The sequence below is a fragment of the Herbaspirillum sp. WKF16 genome, from assembly GCF_028993615.1.
Classification (GTDB): Bacteria; Pseudomonadota; Gammaproteobacteria; order Burkholderiales; family Burkholderiaceae_D; genus Herbaspirillum.
Map to the genome: position 1 here is coordinate 417,631 of NZ_CP118632.1, position 25,505 is coordinate 443,135.

The 25,505-nt window shown below is 64.8% G+C and carries 16 protein-coding genes and 1 pseudogene; 9 read left to right on the plus strand and 8 right to left on the minus strand.

Features of this window, described 5'->3' with window-relative positions; all coding sequences use genetic code 11:
- Positions 1-179: 179 nt before the first annotated feature.
- From aroQ to Herbaro_RS01915, 3 genes are all read right to left on the minus strand, one after another.
- On the minus strand, positions 180-857 hold the full coding sequence (aroQ, locus tag Herbaro_RS01905) for a gamma subclass chorismate mutase AroQ (RefSeq protein WP_275012154.1): 678 nt from the start codon (positions 855-857) through the stop codon (positions 180-182).
- A gap of 142 nt (positions 858-999) precedes the next feature.
- A complete protein-coding gene (locus tag Herbaro_RS01910) occupies positions 1,000-1,830 on the minus strand; it encodes a DUF769 domain-containing protein (RefSeq protein WP_275012155.1) in 831 nt (276 codons plus the stop codon).
- A complete protein-coding gene (locus tag Herbaro_RS01915) occupies positions 1,830-8,204 on the minus strand; it encodes a two-partner secretion domain-containing protein (RefSeq protein ID WP_275012156.1) in 6,375 nt (2,124 codons plus the stop codon). Before Herbaro_RS01915 ends, Herbaro_RS01910 begins: the two co-directional genes overlap by 1 nt.
- A 267-nt stretch (positions 8,205-8,471) precedes the next feature.
- Between Herbaro_RS01915 and Herbaro_RS01920 the strand changes: the two genes are divergently transcribed.
- Complete coding sequence (locus tag Herbaro_RS01920) at positions 8,472-10,748, plus strand: UvrD-helicase domain-containing protein (RefSeq protein ID WP_275012157.1); 2,277 nt, start codon at positions 8,472-8,474, stop codon at positions 10,746-10,748.
- A 74-nt stretch (positions 10,749-10,822) separates the two neighbouring features.
- Here Herbaro_RS01920 and Herbaro_RS01925 read toward each other — a convergent pair whose 3' ends face one another.
- Positions 10,823-11,740 (minus strand): LysR family transcriptional regulator, encoded by a 918-nt coding sequence (locus Herbaro_RS01925; RefSeq protein WP_275012158.1) that lies wholly within the window; start codon positions 11,738-11,740, stop codon positions 10,823-10,825.
- 66 nt (positions 11,741-11,806) lie between these two features.
- On the opposite strand from Herbaro_RS01925, the gene Herbaro_RS01930 reads away from it, so the two are divergent.
- Positions 11,807-12,478: a LysE family transporter gene (locus Herbaro_RS01930; protein ID WP_446719299.1), complete on the plus strand. Its 672-nt coding sequence runs from the start codon at positions 11,807-11,809 to the stop codon at positions 12,476-12,478.
- 31 nt (positions 12,479-12,509) lie between these two features.
- Here Herbaro_RS01930 and Herbaro_RS01935 read toward each other — a convergent pair whose 3' ends face one another.
- Together Herbaro_RS01935 and Herbaro_RS01940 are read right to left on the minus strand one after the other, a co-directional pair.
- Complete coding sequence (locus tag Herbaro_RS01935) at positions 12,510-13,415, minus strand: carbohydrate kinase family protein (protein ID WP_275012159.1); 906 nt, start codon at positions 13,413-13,415, stop codon at positions 12,510-12,512.
- A 44-nt stretch (positions 13,416-13,459) separates the two neighbouring features.
- Positions 13,460-14,425 carry a sugar-binding transcriptional regulator gene (locus tag Herbaro_RS01940; protein WP_275012160.1) on the minus strand — a complete coding sequence of 322 codons (966 nt, stop codon included), beginning with the start codon at positions 14,423-14,425 and terminating at the stop codon, positions 13,460-13,462.
- A gap of 280 nt (positions 14,426-14,705) precedes the next feature.
- Here Herbaro_RS01940 and Herbaro_RS01945 point away from each other — a divergent pair, with 280 nt between their 5' ends.
- The 7 genes and pseudogenes from Herbaro_RS01945 to xylB all read left to right on the plus strand — a co-directional run bounded on the left by Herbaro_RS01945 (position 14,706) and on the right by xylB (position 22,893).
- Positions 14,706-16,043 (plus strand): ABC transporter substrate-binding protein, encoded by a 1,338-nt coding sequence (locus tag Herbaro_RS01945; protein WP_446719300.1) that lies wholly within the window; start codon positions 14,706-14,708, stop codon positions 16,041-16,043.
- A 198-nt stretch (positions 16,044-16,241) separates the two neighbouring features.
- Complete coding sequence (locus Herbaro_RS01950; protein WP_275012161.1) at positions 16,242-17,189, plus strand: carbohydrate ABC transporter permease; 948 nt, start codon at positions 16,242-16,244, stop codon at positions 17,187-17,189.
- Positions 17,190-17,239: 50 nt separating this feature from the next.
- Positions 17,240-18,001, plus strand: a pseudogene (locus tag Herbaro_RS01955) (carbohydrate ABC transporter permease); the annotation flags it as partial.
- Complete coding sequence (locus Herbaro_RS01960) at positions 18,001-18,705, plus strand: HAD family hydrolase (protein ID WP_275012163.1); 705 nt, start codon at positions 18,001-18,003, stop codon at positions 18,703-18,705. The pseudogene Herbaro_RS01955 and the gene Herbaro_RS01960, both read left to right, overlap by 1 nt.
- A gap of 52 nt (positions 18,706-18,757) precedes the next feature.
- The gene (locus Herbaro_RS01965; protein WP_275012164.1) at positions 18,758-19,870 is read left to right on the plus strand and encodes an ABC transporter ATP-binding protein; all 1,113 of its coding nucleotides are present in this window, start codon (positions 18,758-18,760) and stop codon (positions 19,868-19,870) included.
- Between the two features lie 34 nt (positions 19,871-19,904).
- A complete protein-coding gene (dalD, locus tag Herbaro_RS01970; RefSeq protein WP_275012165.1) occupies positions 19,905-21,359 on the plus strand; it encodes a D-arabinitol 4-dehydrogenase in 1,455 nt (484 codons plus the stop codon).
- 61 nt (positions 21,360-21,420) lie between these two features.
- Positions 21,421-22,893, plus strand: a complete 1,473-nt coding sequence (gene xylB, locus Herbaro_RS01975; RefSeq protein ID WP_275012166.1) for a xylulokinase — start codon at positions 21,421-21,423, stop codon at positions 22,891-22,893.
- A gap of 76 nt (positions 22,894-22,969) precedes the next feature.
- Here xylB and Herbaro_RS01980 read toward each other — a convergent pair whose 3' ends face one another.
- Positions 22,970-24,532: a methyl-accepting chemotaxis protein gene (locus Herbaro_RS01980; RefSeq protein ID WP_275012167.1), complete on the minus strand. Its 1,563-nt coding sequence runs from the start codon at positions 24,530-24,532 to the stop codon at positions 22,970-22,972.
- A gap of 169 nt (positions 24,533-24,701) precedes the next feature.
- Positions 24,702-25,505, minus strand: a complete 804-nt coding sequence (locus Herbaro_RS01985) for a BPSS1780 family membrane protein (protein ID WP_275012168.1) — start codon at positions 25,503-25,505, stop codon at positions 24,702-24,704.

Consider the following 25,505-nt stretch of genomic DNA (forward strand, 5'->3'; position numbering starts at 1 on the left):
GACGTTGCGCGCGCTGGTGTGCGCGTGAACAACCCGACAGATTTTACTCCCGCAGGGAAATTGCTGCAGGACAGCAAAGATTTTTGCGGCAGTTAGTCGCTTTTGCGCGACGATGGCATTTTGTTAATTGTCATAGCCGCCGGCCGCGCAAGTCAGGCGCGCGCTTGGTCGCCCGCCGCTTACTTCAGGCAGCGCAAGGCCTCGGTCGCTTTCTCGCGCACCGCGGGCGCATAGTCGGCGCCGAGTATTTCCGGCGCCAGCTCATCAAGCGCGCCCGCCACGGCCGGATCGCACCAACGGCCCTTGAGCCTCGCCAGCGCCGCCAGCAGTTCAGGCGTCAATCGATCCAGCACCGGCCGCACCTCGCGCGCCAGGTCGGGCGGATTGGCAAACGGCGCCCGCTGCTCCAGCTTCCATTGCCGATGCAGGTCGCGCTGGACGATCTTGCCGGCATCGAACTGATCCTGGAAGAAGCGCCGCGCCCACTGTCCATCCAACCCGGCCTGTTGCGCGCGCGTGGCCACGTCGTCAAGAATCGCCTGCTCGCGCGCCGGATCATCGATGGGCGCATGGGAATTCCACTTGCTGCGCGCCACCGGGGCGGCAACATCCAGCCGGGTTTTTTGCAGGGAAAGGAGCTGGCTGACGTCGCTGCGCGGGGAGCCGGGTGGGGTGGTAGTGCAGGCGCTGAGGAGAGCAGCAACGGCGAAGAGTGCGGCGATTACGGGCGCTTGGGTTCTAAGCATGGGAAATCGGAGACCTGATGACGTAACGTCGCGAGTATAGCCTTGCGCTGCAAGACGCCAAAACCAAACAAGGACGGGAAACTCGCAAGTGCTCGGCGCGAGCGCCATCATGTTCCGATCACGGTCGCAAATTTGACCTTGGTTTTTTGTCTGGCATGAAGATTCCTGCCGCTAACCTGGCCGCCACCAATGGGAAGAGAAGGGAAGCATCAGTGAGTCATCCGTCAAGCATCGGGAGTTCGGTCATGACTCTCTATTTCAAAGGGGTGATTGCGAAGGAATTGATGATACGGTCGAAAGCGGCTTGCGCCTTGCGGAAGTTCGGTGTGTTTGCTTCGGCCTCACTGCCTTTATAGTTGAATTGCAGCGAATAGTAGAAATCCGTGTCCCCAATGGGCAGGTACCAATCTTCCCCAGTGTCGAATAGAGGCACGGGAGTTCTTGTTTTGTAAACCAACCAGACGTTCGCTCCTCTTCTCACTTTCTTTGGTTCATCCCAGCTCATCTTGGAATATGCCTGTTTATAGAGCTGGCGGATTTCGTTGGCGCGCTCTGGTGTTTGCACGCTGAATCGACGAATTCCCACGACGAAAGCGGTTCCCCATAGTGCCGGGGCGCAGAGACTTGCGAATATCGGACTATCGATGTGCCTATAACCATCGAGGTTTACCTTTCCCTTGAAGCCTTCACTAACGTAGTCCAAATAGGCACGTGCAATGACCGTAGGATTGGCCGGTCGGATAGTTTCTTGGTATAGCTTGTTGTACAAAGGATTGGGCTCTCCGGTCTTCGGATCGAATTTGAGTTCGTTCAAAAGCATGTCTCCGTATATCGGTGGCGTGATTTGCTTGCGGAAATAACAGCTTGAGAAACTGATAGGGGCGCTTCCCATGTTCCCGTACATATTGCCTTTGACGAATTCATGCGAGATCTGGAATTGCTTGAGGAAACGAAAGCTTCCTTGCTCAAAGTCCATTGCAATGTCAGAAACTGGAAGCTGATTTGGGGAGAAGTGGCGATAGCCAACCGGAGTGCACGCGCTGAGTAGAAATATCAAGCTGCATGACAAGAAAAGGGCATTCATTATCTTTTTCCCTCAAAGATAGAATCGCGTAGTTGCTTCAGCCGAAGCAGATTCTCTGTTTGAGCCTTTTTCTGTTGTTGCCAATTTTCTTGTGCCTGTTGCTGTTGTTGTGCATTCCAATCGGTGGAAGGTAGGATGGGTGTAGCTTGTTGTTGTAGTCGTTGCTCCAGCTTCTCAATGTTGCTACTCCGTCGTATGTTGAGCTCCTCGATATCCAGTCCTTGGTAGCTGAACAGCTTTTTGGAGTCAACGTTTTCATTCTTGCATCCGACAGAAGCAGCCCCTCCACAGCTATGGACAGAAAATCTCGTGCGGTACATGTCTGAGACATCCGAGAGCGAGAGTTTTCCTCGGTAACCTCCAATCATCGTCGCGATTGGATCATTCTCCGGCGCCCAGATGTAGGGAGGCCTTGAGCTAACAGCAGCAATGTTTTCCTTTAGACGTCTTTCCTCTGCGGCAGGGTTGAAGGCGTTGACTTGTAAGAAATCGCTAAAAAATCCCTCTCCTTTCAGTTCGCGCATGGCGTTAACTAACGTCATCGAACCGCGACTGTGTCCTCCGACAGTGATAGGGGTATTTGTCTTTATCGCACCACTCTCTACTTCTTTGACCAGATTTCCGTTGTTATCGCGAGAGCTTGATAGTTCCTTGGCCACCAATGCGGTCAATTTGGATGCGGGAGTGGCAATTCCCGTTATCTCAGCCAATTTCTCGGCAGCGGCAATAAAATACTCCCCGAGAATTCCGCCTTGCTTCGTGTGCACGAGATAGGTTTGGCCAAGGGTTGTCTCACCAGTGCCGGTAATAACGGATATGTCTTTCTGTGTAGGTGCCATTTGCAAGGCTAATTGTGCTCCGCGATCTTTGTCGTTGAAGATTCCGTTAGCGAACAAAGAGGAGTTCTTTTTCTCCTCGTCGCTCAACTTACTGAGTTCTGCTAAGGTCGTTGGAATCGACGCAATATTCCCGACCTCCATTTCCCGACCATCTTTTCCCTGAATCTTCACCACCCGGTTCGGATCGAATTCACTGTTCAACAACTTGGCTACACTCTGTTGAAAGGCGGCCTCGTCGGAGAGATCAGGATTGGATTTTTTAAGCGCTTCCGCGTATTCGTTGACGCGCCTGGAGTTTTCAACCTGGTCGTTGGTGCACGGCTGTTTTCGGCAAAAGACGGTATATAGCTTAGGGTTCGCCATTTTGGCGAGATTCTCCTCGACAAATTTTTCGGTCATATCGAAGATGACGTTGGCGGCCTCAGCTTTCTCCTGAACCCGCCTGTCGGCTGCGGCGGGGTCATCCTTGCTCAAGGCGCGATGAGCGCTGCCCGCGTCGGACTTGATGGCCGTCAGAGCGCTTCTGTCTCCATCGCGCACGACGACTTGCGCCGGGCTGATCATGGCGTAGGTACTGCTGCTGTCGCTGCTGTTTTCCGAAGCCGCCGTGGCCAGGTGGCGGGCCGTTTCCTTCATGGCGCCGTACATCGATGCGCTGCCGGTACCCGCTGAGTACCCTTTTGTTTCGCTGCGCAGAGACTTGTTGTTGATGATGCTGGATGCTTTCAGATTGCCAGTTTGCAGTTGGTTCTTGGATCTCTCGGCGTCACTGGATATCAGGCCCCCTATCAGCTCGGTTTGCCCGGTCACCGAAATTCCGAAACCTCCATCTCCGGCTTTCAGGCCGCTTTGCGAGATGACGCTTGCGTAGTCCGCATCGGTCCTGCTCTGCTGATGGTTGATGTTGGCCGATCCGCCGGCGCCGTAAATGAAGGATGCGCCAGCAGAAGTGCTGTTTTGTTTTCCGCGATAGGTCTCCGTGTCCTGTTTGCTTTCGATGATGAGATTTCGGCCCACTTCAGTGTCGATGCGCCTTCCCGAAACTATCGCTCCTCTGATACTGGTGTCCCCTCCGCTGGTAACACGCACCGATTGGGTTCCATCGACTATGGTGTTAACTTGGCTGACGCTTTGGCCGTTGGTTTTCCCTTTTCCCCGATAGCCGTTGGCGCTGAAGGTCAGGCCTGTTTGTCGGCCAAGGCTGATGCCTACGCCTGCGTTCCACCCTCCGCTGTTGTTAGATGTGTCGCTGACCATGGTGCTGTAAGCGCTTTGCAAGCTGACGGATCCGCTAGCACTGAAATCGATGGAACGGGCGTGGGCGCTGCTGCCAGTCACGTCGATATTCCCAGGTGCCAAGCCGTCTCCGGTGGCAAGCACGGCAATTCTCTCCCCCGCATATAGGGCGCTTCCCTTGGCCTGCCGGGTAAACATGATGCTTTTGCTCTCGCTGCTGGATGCTCCTACCGATATTTGGAGGGATACACTGCCCATGTCTCCCTTTTGAATCGCTTTTGCTTCCTGCTCCATGCTTTCGTAATTCGTATCCAGAGTAGAAATGGCTTTGAGCGCCAGGAGCTTTTTCAGGCGTGGATCCTGAACCTCATTGCGCCTCTGAATACTTTGCCCGACGGACATCGCCGTATCGACAATTGCGCTCTTCAATGCAAGCGTAATGCCGCTTTGTTTGAGCCGATGTTCTTCTTCATGATTGAAGGTATTCGTGCCAGAGGTGATGGCGACATTCGCACCGCTCAGCATGGCATTTCGGCCGGCAACGACATCGCTGGCTTCCACTGCCAGGCTCTTTGCCGCATTCAAGCTAACGTCGCCGGCGAAAGATCCTATTGTGCTGCCGCGCATCTGGACTTGTTCGGTATGCAGTCGGTCCGTCTTGGATCTGCTGCCGATCGTCACGCCAAGACCGCCGCCGCTGAGCACGCCGGATTGCTTTTCAATGACCAGAAGATCTTGGCGTTGAGTTTCCTCAGCTGCTTCAATCTTGATGTTTCTCCCGGCGGAGATAGTCGTATTGTTCGTGGAAATAATATTGCTACCTGTGATGCCAGTATCCCGGCCGGACGAGATGGCGACGGTATTGCCGGAGAAGGTCGAGCCGATGGCCTGCGTGCCGGTTTGCTTGTCCTTGCTGTGCATGCTGCTCGAGGTGAGCGGCCCGGAGGAGGAGATATAGACCTCCTGGTCGTAGCTGCCGGCTTGCGCGGCCGCGCCGATGCTGATGTTGCCGCCGGCGGTGGCAGTGATGGCCTTGTCGCTGTTGACGTATGCGGCTTGCGCATTGAGATCGTTGCCTGCGGCCAGCGCCGTATTGCCGCCGCTGCGCATCGTCGTGCCGTTGGCCTGCTCCTGCTTCTTGTAGAGATGGTTCCTGTCGTCGTAGGTGACCTTGAGTTCTTCCTGCGTCTTGACCGCGTTCAGGTTCAGGTTGTTGCCGGCGGTCAGCGCGGCGTCGCCTGTGGTGTTGACGGCGGCGGCGTTGAGGTTGATGTCGCGCTGCGCTTGCAGCCAGAGCGTGCCGGCGTCGACGCCGCCGCTGCGCTCCAGGGCGACCTGCGTGCCGTGGACGCTTTGGCTGGTATTGGCGATCGTGCCGATGTTGGCGTCGCGTCCGGCCACGATGGCCACGCGGTTGCCGCTGATCGTGCCCGACCGGTTGTTGAAATCGCGGCCTGTCCTCAGCGTTGTCGTGCCGGCGCCGGCGTCACTGGCCATCGTGCCCAGGGTGTTGTCGATGTCCTGCGAGGCGGCGATGGCCAGCGTGGTGTTGGCGCGCAGGGTGCCTGCATTGGCCAGGCTGCCGTTGATGCGCAGGTCGATGCTGTCGGCGGCGATCAGGGCGCCGGTGGGCTTGAGGTCCTGCTCGCGCAGGCGGGACAGGTACACCTTGGGCACCAGCGCTTTCTGGGTGGAGCCGTCAGGCAAGCTGACGTCTTGCTCAACCAGCCACACCAGGTCGCTGGTCAGTTGCGCCATCTGCGCCGCCGACAGGGCAATGCCCGGGGCCAGGCCGAAGCGTTGCCCATAGGTCACGCCGGCGTCCATCAATGCCCGGTACTGGTCTTCGTCGCTGGCGTAGGCGCCGAGCTGCTTGCGTCCGGTCAGCCTCAGGATCTGGTCGTTGACCAGTTGCTGCTCGTAGTAGCCGTCGCCCAGGCGCTTTTGTGCGCGCTGCGGATCCATGGCCAGGCGGCCCAGTTGATAGTCGCTGGAGAGGAAGAGGCGATAGTTGACGAAGGCCGGGTCGGTTTCGATGTAGTGCGTGCTGCCGGGGGCCGTCCCCGGACGATAAAGCTGGCTCGATGCCAGCAGCGCCACCTGCGGCGCCTGGCCGGCGGCGGGATTGGCGCGGCTGTCCGGTGTAGTGTGGGCTTGCGCCTTCCAGATACCCAGATCGAAGTGGGTGACCGGCAGGTCGTAGCTGGGATAACTGATGCTGTCTTTGTTGCAGGTCCTTGTACCGCCGGCACAGCTCTTGGTGGTGCGGTGTATGGAGACAACATCGCGGTGAACGTGGATCTCCCCCTGAGGATTGGTGCCGCCGTTGCTGGCGCCATCGATCGTTCCATTGAGCGCACCGCCTGCCACGATGGCGCTCTTGTCGTTGGTCACCGTGCCGCCGGAGAACAGCATATCGCCACGCGAGACAATCTTGCCCGGATCGCTTGCCGTGACGACGGTGCTACGGGTGGTCTCGGTGATCTCGCGGATGGTGTAGTGGTTGAAGCGCCCGCCGGTGTCCCGCACCACGAGCTGCATCACGCTGCCATCCGGCTCCAGATAAACCGCGTCAGCGGCGTAGACGTGGCTGTAGCCGTCGATCTCGTACTCGGTCCAGCTACGTGTCTTGCTCGGATCAAGCTGAAGCTCACTGGCAAAGTGCGCATTGGCGTTCAACAGCGCGGCGCTGGCAATCGTCAGCTTGCCGCCGGCGTCGATGGCGGCCGAGCTGTTGGTGACGCTGGCGGCTTTGCCCACCGCCTTGCCATTGCCGTCCAATGCGCCGCCGATGGCGATATCGCCATCGCTCTTGATCAACGCATGCTCGCGATTGACGATGTTGGCCGCGCCGATGTTCAGGCTATTGCGCGCGGCGATCACGCCGGCCGGGACGTTATCGCCGTAGACGCCTTCGTGGTCGTTAGTGACGCTCCTGGCGGCAATGGCGACATCCTCGCCATAGATGCGGCCGGTGTTGACGATGCCCTGTTCGGCTTGCAGCAAGGTCGTTTGGCCGGCAAAGAGCAGCCCGTCCTTGCGGTTGACGATATTGGCGGCCCGCACGCTCACATTGCCGCCTGCGGCCAATTCCCCCTGGTTGCTGAAGTCGCCCGTGGTGGCGATGGCCAGGTCGCCGGCCGCGCCGATGGCGTCGCCCTGCGCGTGGGAGAAATCGCTGCGCAGTCCCAGGCTGGCGTTGCGGTTGCTGCGGATCTCGCCGGCGGTATTGCCGAGCGCGCCGGCCGCGAGGGCCAGGTCGCCGCCGGACAGGATTTTCCCGCCGGCGTTGTCGATCACGCCCGCCTGCAACGCCATGGCCGCGCCCGAGGACAAGGTGGCGCGGTTCACGATGGCTTCGCCGCTGCCGATGCGCATCGCTGCGGCGGCGCTCGTGGGGCCATGGAGCGTGACCTTGCCCGCGCTGTCGATCTCGAACTCCCCGGCCGAGGCCATCTTGCCGTAGCTCCTCACGCCCACCCCGGCCTCGGTGCCGATCAGCCGGATGCGGTTGGCGTACATGCCGCCGATGGCGGCCACGTCCAGCGCCACCGTCGGCGCGCCGCCCGCGCCGGCAATCACCTGCACGCCCAGGTTGGCGTAGTCGACCCGGTTGGCGCCGGTGATCACGTTGGCGCGATCGGCCCACAACGCGGCGTTGAGCTGCACGCTGCGCGCGATCAGGTCGACCTGGGCGGTGCCGCTGTCGTTGAAGCCCTCGCCGCCGACGGCGATGCTGCCCTGCGTGACCCGCAGCGCCTCGAGCGCGCCGCCGCTGCCGAAGACCGGCGTGCCGGTGGTGAGGGTGCCGCGGCTGGCGTTGATGAAACCGAAGCCGTCGACCAGGATGCCGTTGGGGTTGGACACCACCACGTCGGCCCGCTGGCCGGCCACTTCCAGGTAACCGCGCAGCTGGCTGGGGTTGGTGCTGTTGACCTCGTTGACGATCAGCCGCGCCGGCTTGCCGCCCAGGCTCGGGTTGGCGCCGACCCAGCCGCCTTGCTGCGTGAGCGTGTTGCCGGTGGCGTTGTTGAGGAGGGCGCCGCCGCGCCCGATGTTGAACTGCTGGTACTGGTTATGCGATACGCCGGCCGCGTTGGGCGCCACGATCTGCACCAGCGCACGGCCGTTGGCGGTGCTGTCGATCACAGGACGGTGCGGGCCGGATGGGGCGGCGACGATCTGGGCGCGGGCGCCGAGCACGGAGCTTCCAAGCAAGACGAAGTGCATGGCCAGGCGCGTCATGCGCAAGTGACCGAATGCGGAGTTGAAGGCGACGCGATGTGATTGCCCGTTCATTGGCTTCCCGATTGCAGAGCTAAGATGCAGTCGAGTCTAGGAAGGGGCGCGTTGAAGAACCATCGCAAAAAGGCCAGAATTCCGACAAGGATGACGCGCGTCACACGTATCTAGAAATCATTCACTCATATGCCAGGCGCATTCCCGCAAACAGCTGGCGATCGGTCGAGATTTCTTTTTTGGCAATACGGATGACGCGCCCACGATGCAAAGCAACGAGACTGTCATGGGCGGCGGGCGTGCCCCCTTGCGCCTTATAATGTCGCCATGCAAAACCTCCTCCACAACCTCAACGAAGAGCAGCTGGCCGCCGTGACGCTGCCGGCGCAGTCGGCGCTGATCCTGGCCGGCGCCGGTTCGGGCAAGACCCGGGTGCTGACCACCCGCATCGCCTGGCTGATCCAGACCGGGCAGGTGTCGCCGGCCGGCGTGCTGGCGGTGACCTTCACCAACAAGGCGTCCAAGGAAATGACCGCGCGCCTGTCGGCGATGCTGCCGATCAACACGCGCGGCATGTGGATCGGTACCTTCCACGGCCTGTGCAACCGCCTGCTGCGCGCGCACCACAAGGATGCCGGCCTGCCGCAGACCTTCCAGATCCTCGATACGCAGGACCAGCTCTCGGCCATCAAGCGGCTGTTGAAGCAGATGAACGTGGACGACGAGAAGTATCCGCCGCGCAACCTGATGTACTTCATCAACAGCGCCAAGGACCAGGGCCTGCGCGCGCAGGACGTGGAGGCGCATGACGACTACAACCGCAAGTTCGTCGAGCTCTACGAGCTCTACGACCAGCAGTGCCAGCGCGAGGGCGTGGTCGATTTCGCCGAGCTGCTGCTGCGCACCTATGAGCTGCTCACGCGCAACCAGCCGCTGCGCGAGCATTACCAGGCGCGCTTCCGCCACATCCTGGTGGACGAGTTCCAGGACACCAACGACCTGCAATACAAATGGTTGAAGCTCATGGCCGGGCCGCACAACGCGGTGTTCGCGGTGGGCGACGACGACCAGAGCATCTACGCCTTCCGTGGCGCCAACGTGGGCAACATGTCGGCCTTCGAGCGCGAGTTCCGCGTGCAGAACCTGATCAAGCTGGAGCAGAACTACCGCTCGCACGGCCACATCCTGGATGCGGCCAACGAGCTGATCGCCAACAACAGCAAACGCCTGGGCAAGAACCTGCGCACCGATGCCGGCCACGGCGAGCAGGTGCGCGTGTATGAAGCCACCAGCGATCTGGAGGAAGCGCGCTGGATCATCGAGCAGGTCAAGGACCTGATCGCCGAAGGCTGGAGCCGCAGCGAGATCGCCATCCTCTACCGCTCCAACGCGCAGTCGCGGGTGCTGGAGCATGCGCTGTTCTCGTCGGCGATTCCGTATCGCGTCTACGGCGGCCAGCGCTTCTTCGAGCGCGCCGAGATCAAGCACGCCATCGCCTACCTGCAGCTGATGGACAACCTGCACAACGACTCGGCCTTCCTGCGCGTGGTGAACTTCCCCACGCGCGGCATCGGCGCCAAGGCGATGGAGTCGCTGCAGGACGCGGCGCGCCAGTACAACTGCTCGCTCTATGCGGCCGTGCCTTACGTGGCGGGCAAGGCCGGCTCTTCGCTCAACGCCTTCGTCAAGCTGATCGAGGGTGCACGCTTCGAGACCCAGCACCTGCCGCTGCCGGAGACGGTGAAGGTGACCCTGGAGCTGTCCGGCCTGCTGGAGCATTACCGCAGCGAGAAGGAAGGCGCCGACCGCATCGAGAACCTGGAGCAGCTGGTCAGCGCGGCCACGCTGTTCGTCTCCGAAGAAGGCTACGGTCTTAACGCACCGGCCTTCCTCGGCCCGCAGGCGCAGGCCGCCGCCGGCGCCGCCATCACCACCGCGGACGGCGTGGAAATCATCGACGCCGACGCCTCGCTGGTGACCATCATGTCGCCGCTGTCGGCTTTCCTCTCGCACGCCTCGCTGGAAGCCGGCGACAACCAGGCGCAAGCCGGCCAGGATGCGCTGCAACTGATGACGGTGCACTCGGCCAAGGGCCTGGAGTTCGACGCGGTGTTCATCACCGGCCTGGAAGAGGGCCTGTTCCCGCATGAGAACAGCGCCAAGGAAGAGGGCGGCGTGGAGGAAGAGCGGCGCCTGATGTATGTGGCGATCACGCGCGCCAGGAAGCGCCTCTTCATCACCTTCTCGCAGACCCGCATGCTGCACGGCCAGACCCGCTACAACATGCGCTCGCGCTTCTTCGACGAGCTGCCGGAAGACGCCATCAAGTGGCTCTCGCCCAAGGTGCAGAAGCACAACTGGTTCGCCAATCCCAAGTCGGCCTGGGACGAGGCGCCGGAGTCGGGCAACAACAAGATCGCGCAGGGCTTCAGCCGTCCCGATTCCGGTTGGCGCATCGGCCAGAGCGTGGCCCACGCCAAATTCGGCGAGGGCGTGATCGTCAACATCGAAGGCGGCGGCGGGGCCGCCCGCGCGCACATCAATTTCGGCAAGTTCGGCATGAAGCTGCTGGATTTGTCGGTGGCGAAGCTGGAGAAGGTCTGAGTCCGGCCGCGCGACAATCAAAACCCGCTGCGAAGCGGGTTTTTTTATGGCTTCTTCACGCGTCCATTCCCGCCTCAGGCCTTGCCGCGCAACCAGGCCAGCAGATCGTCCTGCACGCTGCCGGCGTCAATCGGGGCGGGCGAGAGCAGGCAGTAATGCGATCCGTCCCCGACGAATCCCAGCGGCGCGGCCAACACGCCTGAAGCGATGTCGTCGCGCACCAGCTGCCATGGCCCGATGGCCACGCCCAGCCCGGCCACCGCCGCCTGCAGGCTGAAGTAAAAGTGTTCGAACGCGTGCTCCGGGGCGTTGGGCAAGTGCGCGCCGACGGCGCTCGCCCAGGTGCGCCAGGCATCCCTGCGCGTCTTGCTGTGCAGGCGCGGCGCGCCGGCGCGCAGCTTGGGCGCCCGGCTGGTGAACCACTCCGCCGCCTGTTCCGGACGGCACACCGGACCGACCTGCTCCGCGAACAGCCTGGCGGCGTGCACGCCCTCCGGCAGCCGGAAATCGTCGCGCCGTATGGCCAGGTCGATGCCGTTGCCGAAGGACACCGGGCCGCCGCCGGCCACCAGGTGGATGTCAAGCTGCGGATGGCGGCGCTGGAAGTCGGGCCAGCGCGGGATCAGCCAGCGCATCAGCAACGTAGGCTCGCAGGAAAGAACCCATTGCCGCGAGCGACGCGCCTGCGCGCGCAGTTCGCGCACGGCGCCGCGCATCAGGCCCAGGCCGTCACGCACCGCGTGCGCCAGCTGGCGCCCCGCGTCGGTCAGGAAGACGCGACGGCTGCGCCGGTCGAACAACGGCACGCCGAGGTCTTCCTCCAGCATGCGCACGGCGCGGCTGACGGCGCCGTGCGTGAGGTGCAATTCAGCCGCGGCGCGCGTGAAATTCTCCAGTCGCGCGGCGGCTTCGAAGCAGCGCAGCGCCAGCAGCGACGGCAGCCGGGTCTCATTTATCGGTGAGCCTGGCTCACCATCCTGGTCAGAAATCATCGTTGGTCGGCGTTAGGGGGCGCGCCTATCATGGGCGCCATTTGTCATTCTACCGAAAGGGGTGCGATGGATACATCGATGGTGTCCGCGACGACGGCGATGGCGCCGGCCGCGGCCGAAGTGTTAGCCGTTGTCACGATCACGGTGCTGGCGGTCGTCAGCCCCGGGCCGGATTTCGCCATGGTCTCGCGCAACAGCCTGCTGCTGTCGCGGCGCGCCGGCGTGCTGACGGCACTGGGCATCGGCGGTGGGGTATTCGTGCATGTGGGCTACACCTTGCTCGGCCTGGGATTGCTGATCCAGCAGTCGCTGTGGCTGTTCAACGCCATCAAGTTGGCCGGCGCGGCGTACCTGATCTACCTGGGAATCCGGATGATGCGCGCGAAGCCGGGCGCGGATGCGGCCACCGGGCAGGAGCCGGACGCCGCGGCCGTCTCCGACCTGGCGGCGCTGCGGATGGGTTTCCTGACCAACGCCTTGAATCCCAAGACGACGGTATTCATCGTCAGCCTGTTCATGCAGGTGGTCAGTCCCGGCACGAGCCTGGGCGTGCAGCTGGCCTACGGGGTGTTCATCGCGGCTGCGCACGTGGCGTGGTTCGCCCTGGTGGCGGTGTGCTTTTCCGGCGGCGGGGCGCGGCGGCGCCTGCTGGCGGCGCGACACTGGATAGATCGGGCGTTCGGCGCGCTGCTGGTGACCTTTGGCCTGATGTTGGCCGCGGCCCAGGGCTCGCGCTGAACGTTCCTTGGCTTGCGGCCTCGCGTGGCGCTCAGGCGCGCGCGATGAGCGCCTGCACCTCGTCCCAGGTCGCCGCGTAGGCGCCGGCCTTGGAAGCGGCAATGGCCGCCCCGGCCGCCGCGCATTGCAGGTGGACTTGCGGCGGCGCCTCGGGCTGGCGCAGCCGGCTGGCAATCCAGCCGCCCATGGAGGCGTCTCCGCAACCGACCGTGTCGACCACCTCGACCCGGTAGGCCGCCTGGTCGATCACCTGTTCGTCCTTGAACAGCCGCATGCCCTGCGCCCCCAGCGTGAGCAGGATCTCGGCGCGCGGCGCCATCGCGCGCAGCGTCGCCAGGGCATTGGCGTCGCCGGGAAAGAGGCGTTCCAGGTCTTCGTCCGACACCTTCACGAAGTGCGACAGCGAGAGCAGCTCGCGCAGCAGGATGCGGTAGGACGGATGATCCATCAGCTTGCGCCAGTTGGGATCGAAGGCGATCTTCCTGCCGCGCATGGCGGCGGCTTGCGCCACCTGCAGCAGGCGCGAGGCCAGGGGCTCGCGCGCCAGGCTGATGCAGCCGAAGTGCAGCACGCGGGCTTCGTCCAGCCAGCCGGCGGGCAGGCGTTCCGGGTCGAAATGCAGGTCGGCGCTGTCGTCGCCGATGAAGAAATAGTCGGGCGGGGTGGTGGAGGTCACCATCGCCAGCAGCGGTGCCTTCGCCAGCTGCTGGGTGAAGCGCATGTCCAGTCCGGCCTCCTGCGTGAGCGCGTACAGCTCCTGGCCGAACACGTCGGCGCTGACGCTGCCGGCGTAGCCGGTGGCCACGCCCAGGCGCGAGGACGCGCGCGCCACGTTCCAGCAGGCGCCGCCGGGAATGGCGCGCCACTGGCCGTCGGGCTGGCGGATGAAGTCGGTCAGGGCTTCGCCGAAGACGACGAATTCTGCGGGTCGGGTCATGCGGTGTCTCCGTTGCCGGTCTGGTCGCCGGCGTGGTTGCGTGTTCAGTTGTCCTCAAGCGCGCGGCGCGCGCAGACCTCGTCGGTGACCAGGCCGGTGAGCCAGCCGCCGCGCAGCGCGCCGCGCACCGCCTCGGCCTTCTTGCTGCCGCCGGCGAAGGCGATCACCGGGCGCCGCGGCTGCTGCGCCAGCGGCGGCGTGGTCACGCGCGAGGCCAGCGTCGAGGGCAGGATGCGGCCCTCGCGGTCGAAGGCGTGGCAGATCATCTCGCCCACCGCGCCCTGTTTTTGCAGCTCGGCCACTTCGCTGTCGTCGATGAAGCCGTCCTCGTGCATCGCGCCCTGCAGCGCGATGGTGCCGATGCCGAGGAAGGTGATGTCGGCACGTTCGGCCAGGCCGGTCACGATCTTGTAGGCGCGGTGGTTGCACCATTGCCTGCGGTCGCTCTCGCTTTCGGCCACGCGCGGCGCCGGCAGCAGGTAGAAGCGCGCCTGCAGCTTTTCGGCCGCCTGCAGCGCGACGTCGTAGCGGTTGGCCGAGCCGTCGGAGGCGAAGGCGCCGATCATCGAGACGATCTGGTGCTGCGGCCGCTCCATCTCGCTGATCTTTTCGATGGCGGCCTTGAGCGTGCGGCCCGAGCCGACATTGACCACCAGCGGCTGCTCCGAACTCAGGTATTGCTCCATCAGCTCGGCGCCGGCCACCGCCAGCATCTGCTGCATCTCTTGCGATTCATGCGCATTGGCGGCGCCGCCGGCGCCCGGCACCACCCGGCAGACTTCCAGGCCGTAGCGCTCCTGCAGGCCTTGCGCCAGTTCCAGGCAGGACGATACCGGATGCGTGATCTGCACCTTCACCAGGTTGGCGTCGGCGGCATAGGCCACCATGCGCTGCGCCATCTGGCGCGAGATGCCGAGCCGTTCGGCGATTTCGTTCTGGGTGTTGCCGGCTACGTAGTACATCCAGGCGGCGCGCGCCGCCAGGTCGAGTTTGGATGCGCCTGAAGACATGTTCTCCTCGTGTGCCGCGGCGTGGGCGGCAGCGTTCTTGTACGGTTGGTCTGGGGTTCGCCATTTTACGGCGACTCGCGCATCATCCCATTATTCATAAAAATGGGCATTTGCTCAAATCAATTACAAAAGCTTGACACAAATCGTCGGATGTCTGATTATTTGCTCACAAAAATAAAATTTGCTCATAGTCAGCCGATCCAGACACGCAGCGGCAAGGCGCAAGCCAAGCCGGACGGGGGACGTGCGAGACGGCACATATAAATAACCGGAGACAAGCATGCGTACCATCGCCCCAAGCAGCGTTCGCTTCACCCTGGCCGCCGCGGCCGTTTCAGCCCTGTTCCTGTCCGCCGCCGTGCGCGCCGAACCGGTCACGCTCAATATCGCGTCGATCAACAATCCCGACATGATCGAGCTGCAAAAGCTGGCCCCGCAGTTCGAGAAGGCCAATCCCGACATCAAGCTGCGCTGGGTCACGATGGAAGAGAGCGTGCTGCGCCAGCGCCTCACCACCGACATCGCCACCAACAGCGGCCAGTTCGACCTGATGACCATCGGCGCGTATGAAGCGCCGATCTGGGCCAAGAAGGGCTGGCTGGCGCCGATGAGCGGCCTGCCGGCGGACTACGACGAAGCCGACCTGATCAAGCCGGTGCGCGAGGGCCTGTCGGTGGAAGGCAAGCTGTACGCGCTGCCGTTCTACGCCGAAAGCTCGATGACCTACTACCGGAAGGATCTGTTCGAGCAAAAGAAGCTGACCATGCCGCAGCAGCCTACCTGGGACGAGGTCGCCAAGCTGGCGGCCCAACTGCACGACCCGGCCAAGGGCGTGTATGGCATCTGCCTGCGCGGACGCGCCGGCTGGGGCGAGAACATGGCTATCGTCACCACCATGGCCAACGCCTGGGGCGGCCGCTGGTTCGACGAGAAGTGGCAGCCGCAGCTGTCACAGCCGGAATGGAAGAAGTCGGTCGCCTTCTACGTCGACCTGATGCGCAAGTACGGGCCGCCCGGCGCCAGCTCCAACGGCTTCAATGAAAACCTGGTGCTGTTCTCCAGCGGCAAGTGCGGCATGTGGGTCGACGCCACGGTAGCGGCCGGCATGCTGTATCACGGCAAGGATTCCAAGGTCTCCGACAAGACCGCGTTCGCGCCGGCGCCCAAGGCCGTGACCGACAAGGGTTCGCACTGGTTGTGGATCTGGTCGCTGGCGGTGCCGAAGTCCTCCAAGTCGCCGGAGGCGGCCAAGAAGTTCGCCGCCTGGGCCACCTCCAAGGAGTACATCAACCTGGTCGCCAAGGACAGCGGCTGGGCCCTGGTGCCGCCGGGCACGCGCAGCTCGACCTACGCCTCGGCCGAGTACAAGAAGGTCTCGCCGTTCTCCGACTTCGTGCTCGATGCGATCCAGACCGCCGACGCCAACAACCCGACCGTCAAGCCGGTGCCCTACACCGGCGTGCAGTTCGCCACCATCCCCGAGTTCCAGTCGATCGGCACGGTGACCGGACAGGCCATCGCCGGCGCGCTGGCCGGCAAGACCACCTCGGATGCGGCGCTGGATGCGGCGCAGGCGCAGGCGGTGCGGATGATGCGCCAAGGCCGCTACATCAAGTAATGCCCCGGCTGCGCCGCATGCCGCCCCTTGCCGGGCGCGGCCGGCGCAGCATCTCTCCATGCGGCGCGCCCTCGGTGTGAAGGCGCGGCCGCGTCGTCCTCCCGGCCATGACGGCGCCTGCGCGCCGCCGCGCCGGACCGAACCAGCGAGGCCGCCATGTCATCGATCCATCCACCCCATCCTATCGATCCATCCAGCATGCAGAGTCCATCGACCCCCGCTTCCCGCACGCCGCCCAAGGCCGCCAGGCCCGTCGGCCGCGCCGGCGCGCCGCAGCGCTTCAACCCCGTGCGCCTGCTGCAGGCGCCTTCGGTGCTGATCCTGCTGGCCTGGATGATCGTGCCGCTGGCGATGACCATCTATTTTTCGGTCAACCGCTACAACCTGATGGCGCCCGACCAGACCGGCTTCGTCGGCCTGGAAAACTACGTCTTCCTGCTGGAGGATCCGGCCTTCTGGCCCTCCATCGGCAACACCGCATTGCTGATCGGCTCGGTGCTGGCCATCAGCGTGATCGGCGGCACCCTGCTGGCGGTGCTGTTCGACCAGCCCTTCCGCGGCCGCGGCATTGCGCGCCTGCTGGTGATCGGGCCCTTCTTCGTGATGCCCACGGTGGCCGCGCTGATCTGGAAAAACATGATCATGCATCCGGTCTACGGCATGCTGGCCTTCGTCATGCGCCACCTCGGCATGGAGCCGATCGACTGGCTGGCGCAGTACCCGATGTTCTCGGTGATCGTGATCGTCGCCTGGCAGTGGATCCCGTTCGCCTTCCTGATCCTGCTGACCGCGCTGCAGTCGCTCGACACCGACCAGAAGGAAGCCGCCCAGCTCGACGGCGCCGGCCCGGTACGCATCTTCTTCTACATCGTGCTGCCGCACCTGAAGCGCGCCATCACGGTGGTGATCATGATCGAGACCATTTTCCTGCTCTCGGTGTTCGCCGAGATCTTCACCACCACCGCCGGCGGTCCCGGCACCGAAACCACCAACCTGACCTTCCTGGTCTACGCCATCGGCCTGCAGCAGTTCGACATCGGCATCGCCTCGGCCGGCGGCATCTTCGCCGTGGTGCTGGCCAACATCGTGTCCTTCTTCCTGGTGCGCATGCTGGCCAGGAACCTGAAAGGAGTGAACGAAAAATGAGCGATCAAAAGAAAAGCCCCTGGTGGGTCGCGGTGCTGGGCTGGTCCTGCGCCATCATCCTGTTCTTCCCGATCTTCTGGGTCGCGGTCACGGCCTTCAAGACCGAGCACCAGGCCTACACGCCTTCGCTGATCTTCCTGCCCACGCTAGACACCTTCCGCGAGGTCTTCGGCCGCAGCAACTACCTGGCCTATGTGCAGAACTCGCTGATCGTCTCGCTCGGCTCGACGGTGATCAGCCTCTTGCTGGCGGTGCCGGCGGCCTACTCGATGGCCTTCTTCCCCACCGGCCGCACGCAAAAGCTGCTGCTGTGGATGCTGTCGACCAAGATGATGCCGGCCGTCGGCGTGCTGATCCCGATCTACCTGCTGGCCAAGAACACCGGCATGCTCGACTCGGTATCCGGCCTGACCATCATCTACACCCTGATCAACCTGCCCATCGCGGTGTGGATGGCCTTCACCTATTTCAACGACGTGCCCAAGGAGATCCTGGAGGCGGCGCGCATCGACGGCGCCAACGCCTGGCAGGAGATGATCTACCTGCTGCTGCCCACCGCCATGCCCGGCCTGGCCTCGACGGCGCTGCTGCTGATCATCCTGTCGTGGAACGAGGCCTTCTGGAGCCTCAATCTCACCAGCGTCAACGCCGCGCCGCTGACGGTGTTCATCGCCTCCTATTCCAATCCGGAAGGGCTGTTCTGGGCCAAGCTGTCGGCCGCTTCGCTGCTGGCGATCGCACCCATCATGGCACTCGGGTGGCTGGCGCAGAAGCAGCTGGTGCGCGGCCTGACCTTCGGCGCGGTGAAGTGATGATGACGCGGCAACCGATCACGCACCTGGTGTGCGACTGCGACGGCGTGCTGCTCGACAGCGAGAGCATCGCGCTGCGCGTGCTGCATCGCGAACTGCTGCCGCTGCTGCCCGCCAACGCCGATGCGGCGCGCGGCGCGGCACTGCACGACGCCATCGCCAGCCGGCTCGGCATGTACACCGACCTGCTGCTCGACGAGCTGGACGCCGAGTTCTCGCTGGCCCTGAGCGCGCCGCAGGTCTTGCGCATCCACGAGACCGTGGGCCGCGCCTGCGGCGAAGAGGCGCAGCCGGTGCCGGGCATCGCCGAGGCCTTGCAGGCGATCCGCCTGCCGCGCGCGGTGGCCAGCAACAGCGACGCCCCGCGCATCGAGGCCGGACTGCGCCGCTGCGGCCTGTACAACCAGTTCGAGGGCCGCATCTACAGCGCGCACGCGGTGGGCAAGCCCAAGCCGGCGCCGGACGTCTACCTGGCGGCGGCGGCCGGTTTCGGCGTCGATCCCGAGCGCTGCGTGGCCATCGACGACAGCGCCACCGGCGTGCGCGCGGCGGTGGCTGCCGGCATGCATGTACTGGGCTTCACCGGCGTGGCGCACGACCGCAAGGCGATGGCGCGCCAGCTGAAGGAAGCCGGCGCGCACAAGGTATTCGACGATATGAAGCAGTTTCCGGAGTTGATCTGCGAGCTGATCTGGCTGCGCTGAGAGAGCCGCCGGCAAAGCAAAGAACGAAATCCAAGAATCAAAGGAGAGCAACATGGCAGCAGTAAGCATCCGTAACCTGGCCAAGCGCTACGAAGACAACGAGGTCATGCGCGACATCAACCTGGAGATCGACGACGGCGAGTTCGTGGTCTTCGTCGGCCCTTCCGGCTGCGGCAAATCTACCCTGCTGCGCATGATCGCCGGCCTGGAAGAGATCAGCGACGGCGACCTCGACATCGGCGCGCGCCGCATGAACGACGTGCCGGCCTCCAAGCGCGGCGTGGCCATGGTGTTTCAGTCCTATGCGCTGTACCCGCACATGAGCCTGTACGACAACATGGCCTTCGGCCTGAAGATCGCCGGCAAGTCCAAGGCCGAGATCGACAGCGCGGTGCAGCACGCGGCCAAGATCCTGCACATCGACCACCTGCTGGACCGCAAGCCGCGCGCGCTGTCCGGCGGCCAGCGCCAGCGCGTGGCGATCGGCCGCGCCATCACGCGCCAGCCCAGCGTGTTCCTGTTCGACGAGCCGCTCTCCAACCTCGACGCCGCGCTGCGCGTGAAGATGCGCCTGGAGTTCGCCAAGCTGCACGACGACCTCAAGACCACCATGATCTACGTCACCCACGACCAGATCGAGGCGATGACGCTGGCCGACAAGATCGTGGTGCTCTCCGAAGGCCGCATCGAACAGGTGGGTTCGCCTCAGCAGCTGTATCACCACCCGGCCAACCGCTTCGTGGCCGGCTTCATCGGCTCGCCGAAGATGAATTTCATCGACGGCACGGTGATCGCGGTGCAAGCCGACGGCGTGCTCGTGCAGCTGCCCGCGGGCGGCCGCCAGCTGGCCGCGGTCGATGGTTCCGGCCTGCAGGCGGGCGAGAAGGTCACGCTGGGCGTGCGTCCCGAGCACCTGAACATCGCCCAGGGCCAGGCCGCGCTGCAGGCGCGCTTCACGGCGCTGGAGTTGCTGGGCGATTTCTCCTATCTCTATGCCGCCTATGACGGCGCCGACGAACCGCTGATCCTGCGCGTGCCCGACAGCCTGAACCCCGCGCACGGCAGCGTGCTGGGACTGGCGGCCGATGCGGCGCGTTGCCACCTGTTCCGCCAGGACGGGCAGGCCCTGCCGCGCCTGGCGGCGGCGCCGGCCGTGCAGCATTGAACCACCGAGGAACACGAACCAGCGAGGACAGGGCATGACAAGCGTCGCCACCACCCAAGACCAACACACCACGCAAACCGCGCAAGCCGACGACAGCCTCACCTGGCTGCACATCGGCGCCGGCTCCTTCCACCGCGCGCACCAGGCGGTCTACCTGCACCAGCTGCGCGAGAGCGGCGCCGATCGCCGCTGGCAGCTGGCGCTGGCCAATATCCGCGCCGACATGGGGCCGCTGCTGGAGGCGCTGGCGCGCCAGCAGGGCAGCTACACGCTGGAGACCGTCACGCCGCAGGGCCAGCGCAGCTACCAGCGCATTGCCTCCATCGGCCGCATCATCGCCTGGGACGAGCAGCTCACGCAGCTCATCGCCGCCGGCGCCGAGGAGCGCACGCGCATCATCTCCTTTACCGTCACCGAGGGCGGCTACTACCTCGACCATGCCTTCAGGCTCGACACCGCCAATCCCGACCTGGCCGACGACCTGCGCTGCCCGCTCGACGGCAGCGGCCGTCCGCGCACCATCTACGGCGCCATCGCCGCCATCCTGCAGGCGCGCAGCCAGGCGCACCCGCAGGCCGCGCTGACGCTGCTGAACTGCGACAACCTGCGCCACAACGGCGAGCGTTTCCGCGACGGCCTGCTGCAATTCCTGGCGCTGCGCCGCGAGCCGGGGCTGGCGCAATGGGTGGAACGCTTCACCAGCTGCCCCAACGACATGGTGGACCGCATCACGCCGCGCCCGACCCCGGCCGTGGCCGAACGCGTGAAGCAGGCCACCGGCGTGGACGACCCTTGCGCGCTGATGGGCGAATCCTTCATCCAGTGGGTGATCGAGGACGACTTCAAGGCCGGCCGCCCGCGCCTGGAAGATGCCGGGGTGGAGATGGTGAGCTCGGTGCTGCCCTACGAGGAAGCCAAGATCCGCATCCTCAACGCCAGCCACAGCTGCATCGCCTGGGCCGGCACGCTGGCCGGCCTGCAGTACATCCACGAGGGCACGCTGCGCGAGGACATCCACCGCATGGCGCATGACTACGTGACGCAGGACGTGATCCCCTGCCTCACGCCCAGCCCGATCGACCTGGCCGCCTACCGCGACACCACGCTGGCGCGCTTCGGCAACCCGGCCATCCAGGACACCAACCAGCGCGTGGCCGCCGACGGCTACTCCAAGATCCCCGGCTTCATCCGCCCGACGCTGCAGGAGAGCCTGGCGGCTGGACGCGCGCCGCGCGCCACGGCAATGCTGCCGGCGCTGTTCTTCGTGTTCCTGCAGCGCTGGAACGAGGGCCGCTTGCCTTATCAATACCAGGACGGCATCTTCGACCCGCAAGCCGCGCGCGCCATGCTGGCGGCGACCGACCCGGTCAAGGCCTACTGCGACGACGTCGTGCTGTGGGGCCAGCTGGCCGGCGACGAGCGCCTGCTGGCCCTGGTGCGCGAAGGCGTGGAGCGCGTCGGTCAATGGCTGGCGCAAGGAAACAAATAAGCCGGAACGCGGCCCAAGGCATCATAGAATTGCCGTTCAATAACGATAAAAGAGGAGCGCCATGTATCTTGGGATCGACCTGGGTACGTCGGAAGTCAAGGCGGTAGTGATCGGCGCCGACGGCGCGCTGCTGGCGCTGGCCGGCAGCGCGCTGAACGTGTCGCGCCCGCATCCGCGCTGGTCGGAACAGGCCCCGGCCGATTGGTGGCAGGCCGCCTGCGACACCGTGGCCAAGCTGCGCGCGCAGCTGGGGGACGAACTTTTTCGCGACGTGCGCGCGGTCGGCCTGTCGGGCCAGATGCATGGCGCCGTGCTGCTGGACCGGGACGAGCAGGTGCTGCGCCCGGCCATCCTGTGGAGCGACTCGCGCGCGGCGCCCGAGTGCGCCGAGCTGAGCCGGCGCGCGCCGCGCCTGCACGCCATCGCCGGCAACCTGGCCATGCCCGGCTTCACCGCTCCCAAGCTGATGTGGGTGGCGCGCCATGAACCCGAATTGTTCGCCCGTATCGCCACCGTGCTGCTGCCCAAGGATTGGCTGCGCCTGCGCATGACCGGGCGCAAGGTCTCGGATCCCTCGGACGCGGCCGGCACGCTGTGGCTGGACGTGGAAGGGCGCAATTGGTCCGATGAGCTGCTGGCGGCCAGCGGCATGCGGCGCGACCAGATGCCCTCGCTGGTGGATGGCAGCGCGCCTTCGGGCGTCTTGCTGCCGGAGGTGGCGCGCGCCTGGGGCCTGGACGAGGACGTGATCGTGGCCGGCGGCGCCGGCGACGGCGCGGCCAGCGCAGTGGGCATCGGCGCGGTCAACCCGGGCGACGGCTTCCTCTCGCTGGGCACCTCGGGCGTGCTGTTCGTGGTCAACGACCGTTTCCGCCCCAACCCCGCCAGCGCCATCCACGCCTTCTGCCACACGCTGCCGCAGCGCTGGCACCAGATGAGCGTGATGCTGTCGGCGGCCAGCTGCCTGCGCTGGTTCTGCCGACTGTGTTCGGTGGATGAGAAGAGCCTGCTGGCCGAGATCGAGCAGCTGGACGACGAACAGCGGGCCAACGCGCCGCTGTTCCTGCCCTACCTGTCGGGCGAGCGCACGCCGCACAACGACCCCTACGCCTCGGGCGTGTTCCACGGCCTGTCGCCGGAACACCAGCGCGCCGCGCTCGGTTACGCGGTGCTGGAAGGCGTGGCCTTCGGCATGGTGGATGGCCTGGATGCGTTGCGCGCGGCCGGCACCGGCGTGAGCCAGCTGTCGCTGGTGGGCGGCGGCGCGCGCAGTCCCTACTGGGCGCAGTTGCTGGCCGATGCGCTGGAGGTGAAGATCGTCACCCATGTAGGCAGCGAGGCCGGTGGCGCGCTGGGCGCGGCGCGCCTGGCCTGGCTTGCCGACGGCGGCAGCGAAGCCGAGGTCTGCCGCAAGCCGGCGCCGCAGGCCTTGCATGAGCCCGACGCGCGCCGCCGCGAGGTGCTGCGCACCCGGCTGCAACGCTATCGCGATGTCTATGAGCGCTTTCCGCCCCTGCATGGAGAGGATGGCTGAGTCGCAGGATGCGCGGCACGGTCGCCCAAGTAAAAACGCCACCGAAGACGGTGGCGTTTTTACTTGGGCAGAAGGCTTACCTGCGGTTGAACTTGAACACCGAGATCGCCTGCAGCAGCCGCGTGGTCTGGTCTTCCAGGCTGGCCGCCGCGGCCGCGGCCTGTTCCACCAGCGCCGCGTTCTGCTGGGTGCCGGCATCCATCTGCGTGATGGCCTCGTGCACCTGGTTGATGCCGGCGCTCTGCTGCAGCGTGGCTTCGCTGATCTCGCCCATGATGCCGGAGACGCTGCGCACCGATTCCACGATCTCGCGCATGGTGGCGCCGGCGTCCTCGACCTGGCGGTTGCCGACGGTGACCTTCTCCACCGAGTCGTCGATCAGGTGCTTGATCTCCTTGGCCGCGCCCGCCGAGCGCTGCGCCAGCGAACGAACCTCGGAGGCCACCACCGCAAAGCCGCGGCCCTGCTCGCCGGCGCGCGCCGCTTCCACCGCGGCGTTCAGGGCCAGGATGTTGGTCTGGAAGGCGATGCTGTCGATCAGGCTGATGATGTCGACGATCTTCTTCGAGGAGTCGCTGATCTCGTTCATCGTCACGCCGCTGCTGGCCACCACGTCGCCGCCCTTCATCGCCACCGACGAGGCGGTGCCGGCCAGCTGGTTGGCCTGCACCGCGTGCTCGGCGTTCTGGCGCACGGTCGAGGCCAGCTGCTGCATGCTGGAGGCGGTCTCCTCCAGGTTGGCGGCCTGCGCCTCGGTGCGGCGCGAGAGGTCCAGGTTGCCCGAGGCGATCTCGCGCGTGGCGACGTTGATGGTCTCCACGTTGGAACGCACGTCGCCGATGATGGCGGTGAGGTTGACGTTCATCTGCCGCAGCGCGCCCAGGAGGCGGCCCAGCTCGTCGTGACGCCGGGTCTCGATGCGCGAGGACAGGTCGCCGCCGGTGATGGCGTAGGTGACGTCGAGCGCCTGGCGCAGCGGCGCGATGAGGGCGCCGCGCAGGGCCATCCACAGCAGGATCGAGATCAGTCCCGAGGCCGCGGCCAGGCCGCTGATCCACCACTGGTGCAGCGTGGCGAAGCCGGCGAACATCACCGCCAGCTGGATCGCCAGCATGGCGCCCATCGACAGGTTGATGCGGGTGCCCAGCTGCATGCGCGAGAGCCGGCCCAGCCAGCCGGCCACGCCCACGCGCACCACCTCGCCGCGATGCAGGGCGATGCCGCGGGCCTGGCCGCGGCGGATGGCGGCGTACAGCTTCTCGGCGCCATCCACGGCCGCGCGCTCCGGGCGCGTGCGCACCGACATGTAGCCCACGATCTGGCCGTTCTCGCGGATCGGCGTGACGTTGGCGCGCACCCAGTAGTGGTCGCCGTTCTTGCTGCGGTTCTTGACCAGTCCGGTCCAGGGCGTGCCGCCCTTGATGGTGGTCCACATGTCGGCGAAGGCTTCGCCCGGCATGTCCGGATGGCGGATCAGGTTCTGCGGCGCGCCCAGCAGCTCATCCTCGGTGAAACCGCTGATGTCGATGAAGTAGGGATTGACGTAGGTGATGTTGCCCTTGAGATCGGTTTTCGAGACGATCGCCTGGCCGTCGACCAGCAGGCGTTCCACGCCCGTGACCGGCATGTTCATGCGCATTCTTACCCCCGTGTAGAGAAGCGGTATTGTTGTTGGAAAGTTGCCTGGAGGCTGGCGGGCGCGAGTGCGCTGCGGGCGGGTTGCATCCGCATTTCCCGTTGCGGATGCAATCATTCTCAGGCGCCAGGATCGGTTCGACTTCCCGGCGCAGCGGCTGCCTGATGCGTGATCAGAGCGGCCTGTCTCCTGCTGGTGGCGGGCTGTCGGGGCCGTTCGAGGGCTTTCCGAAAACCGCAGTGTATGTCGGGTAGAAGGAGCAGTATATGACCACCGTCAATATTATCGAGATTGGCAGCATGACGAAGATGACGGCGTTGATGCTGCCTGTCAGCAGCGTGATGGCCAGGCTGATCAGCGTGGGCACCATGACCGCGATCACGATCCAGATCAGCGCGTACAGCAGGAAGGCGCCGCCGGCGCGGCGCACCGTGAAGAAGCTGTAGAACAGCGCCTTGCCCAGCGGCATGCGCTGCCACATGATCAGCGGCGCGGCGTACCAGAAGGCCATCGCCGCCGGCACGTACAGGGCGGCCGAGATCAGCATGGCGATGCGCATGCCGCCGATGCCGGCTTCCAGTTCCTCGGCCGACAGGCCGCCGCCCATCATGGCTTTCCAGAACACGCCGCCGTCGGCCAGGGCCGACACCGCCACCGCCAGCGTGGCCGCCAGCAGGTAGAGCAGGCCGAGCTTGAGCAGCGTATTGCGCGCCGGATCGCGAAAGCCCGCCAGCAGCAGGTTGGGGTACACGCGCTCGCCCTTCTCGACCTGGCGGCAGGCCTGCATGAAGGACATGGCGAATACCGGGATCAGCACCAGCGGCAGCATCTGGCCGAGCACCGGGATGATGCCCAGGGCCAGCATCAGGAACATGTAGGACAGGAACAGCGTGGACATCTCGGCGGGTTGCTTGCGAAACAGCGCGAAGCCTTGCCTTACCCAGAGCCAGCCGTCTTTTGCGGGAATTTTTTCCAT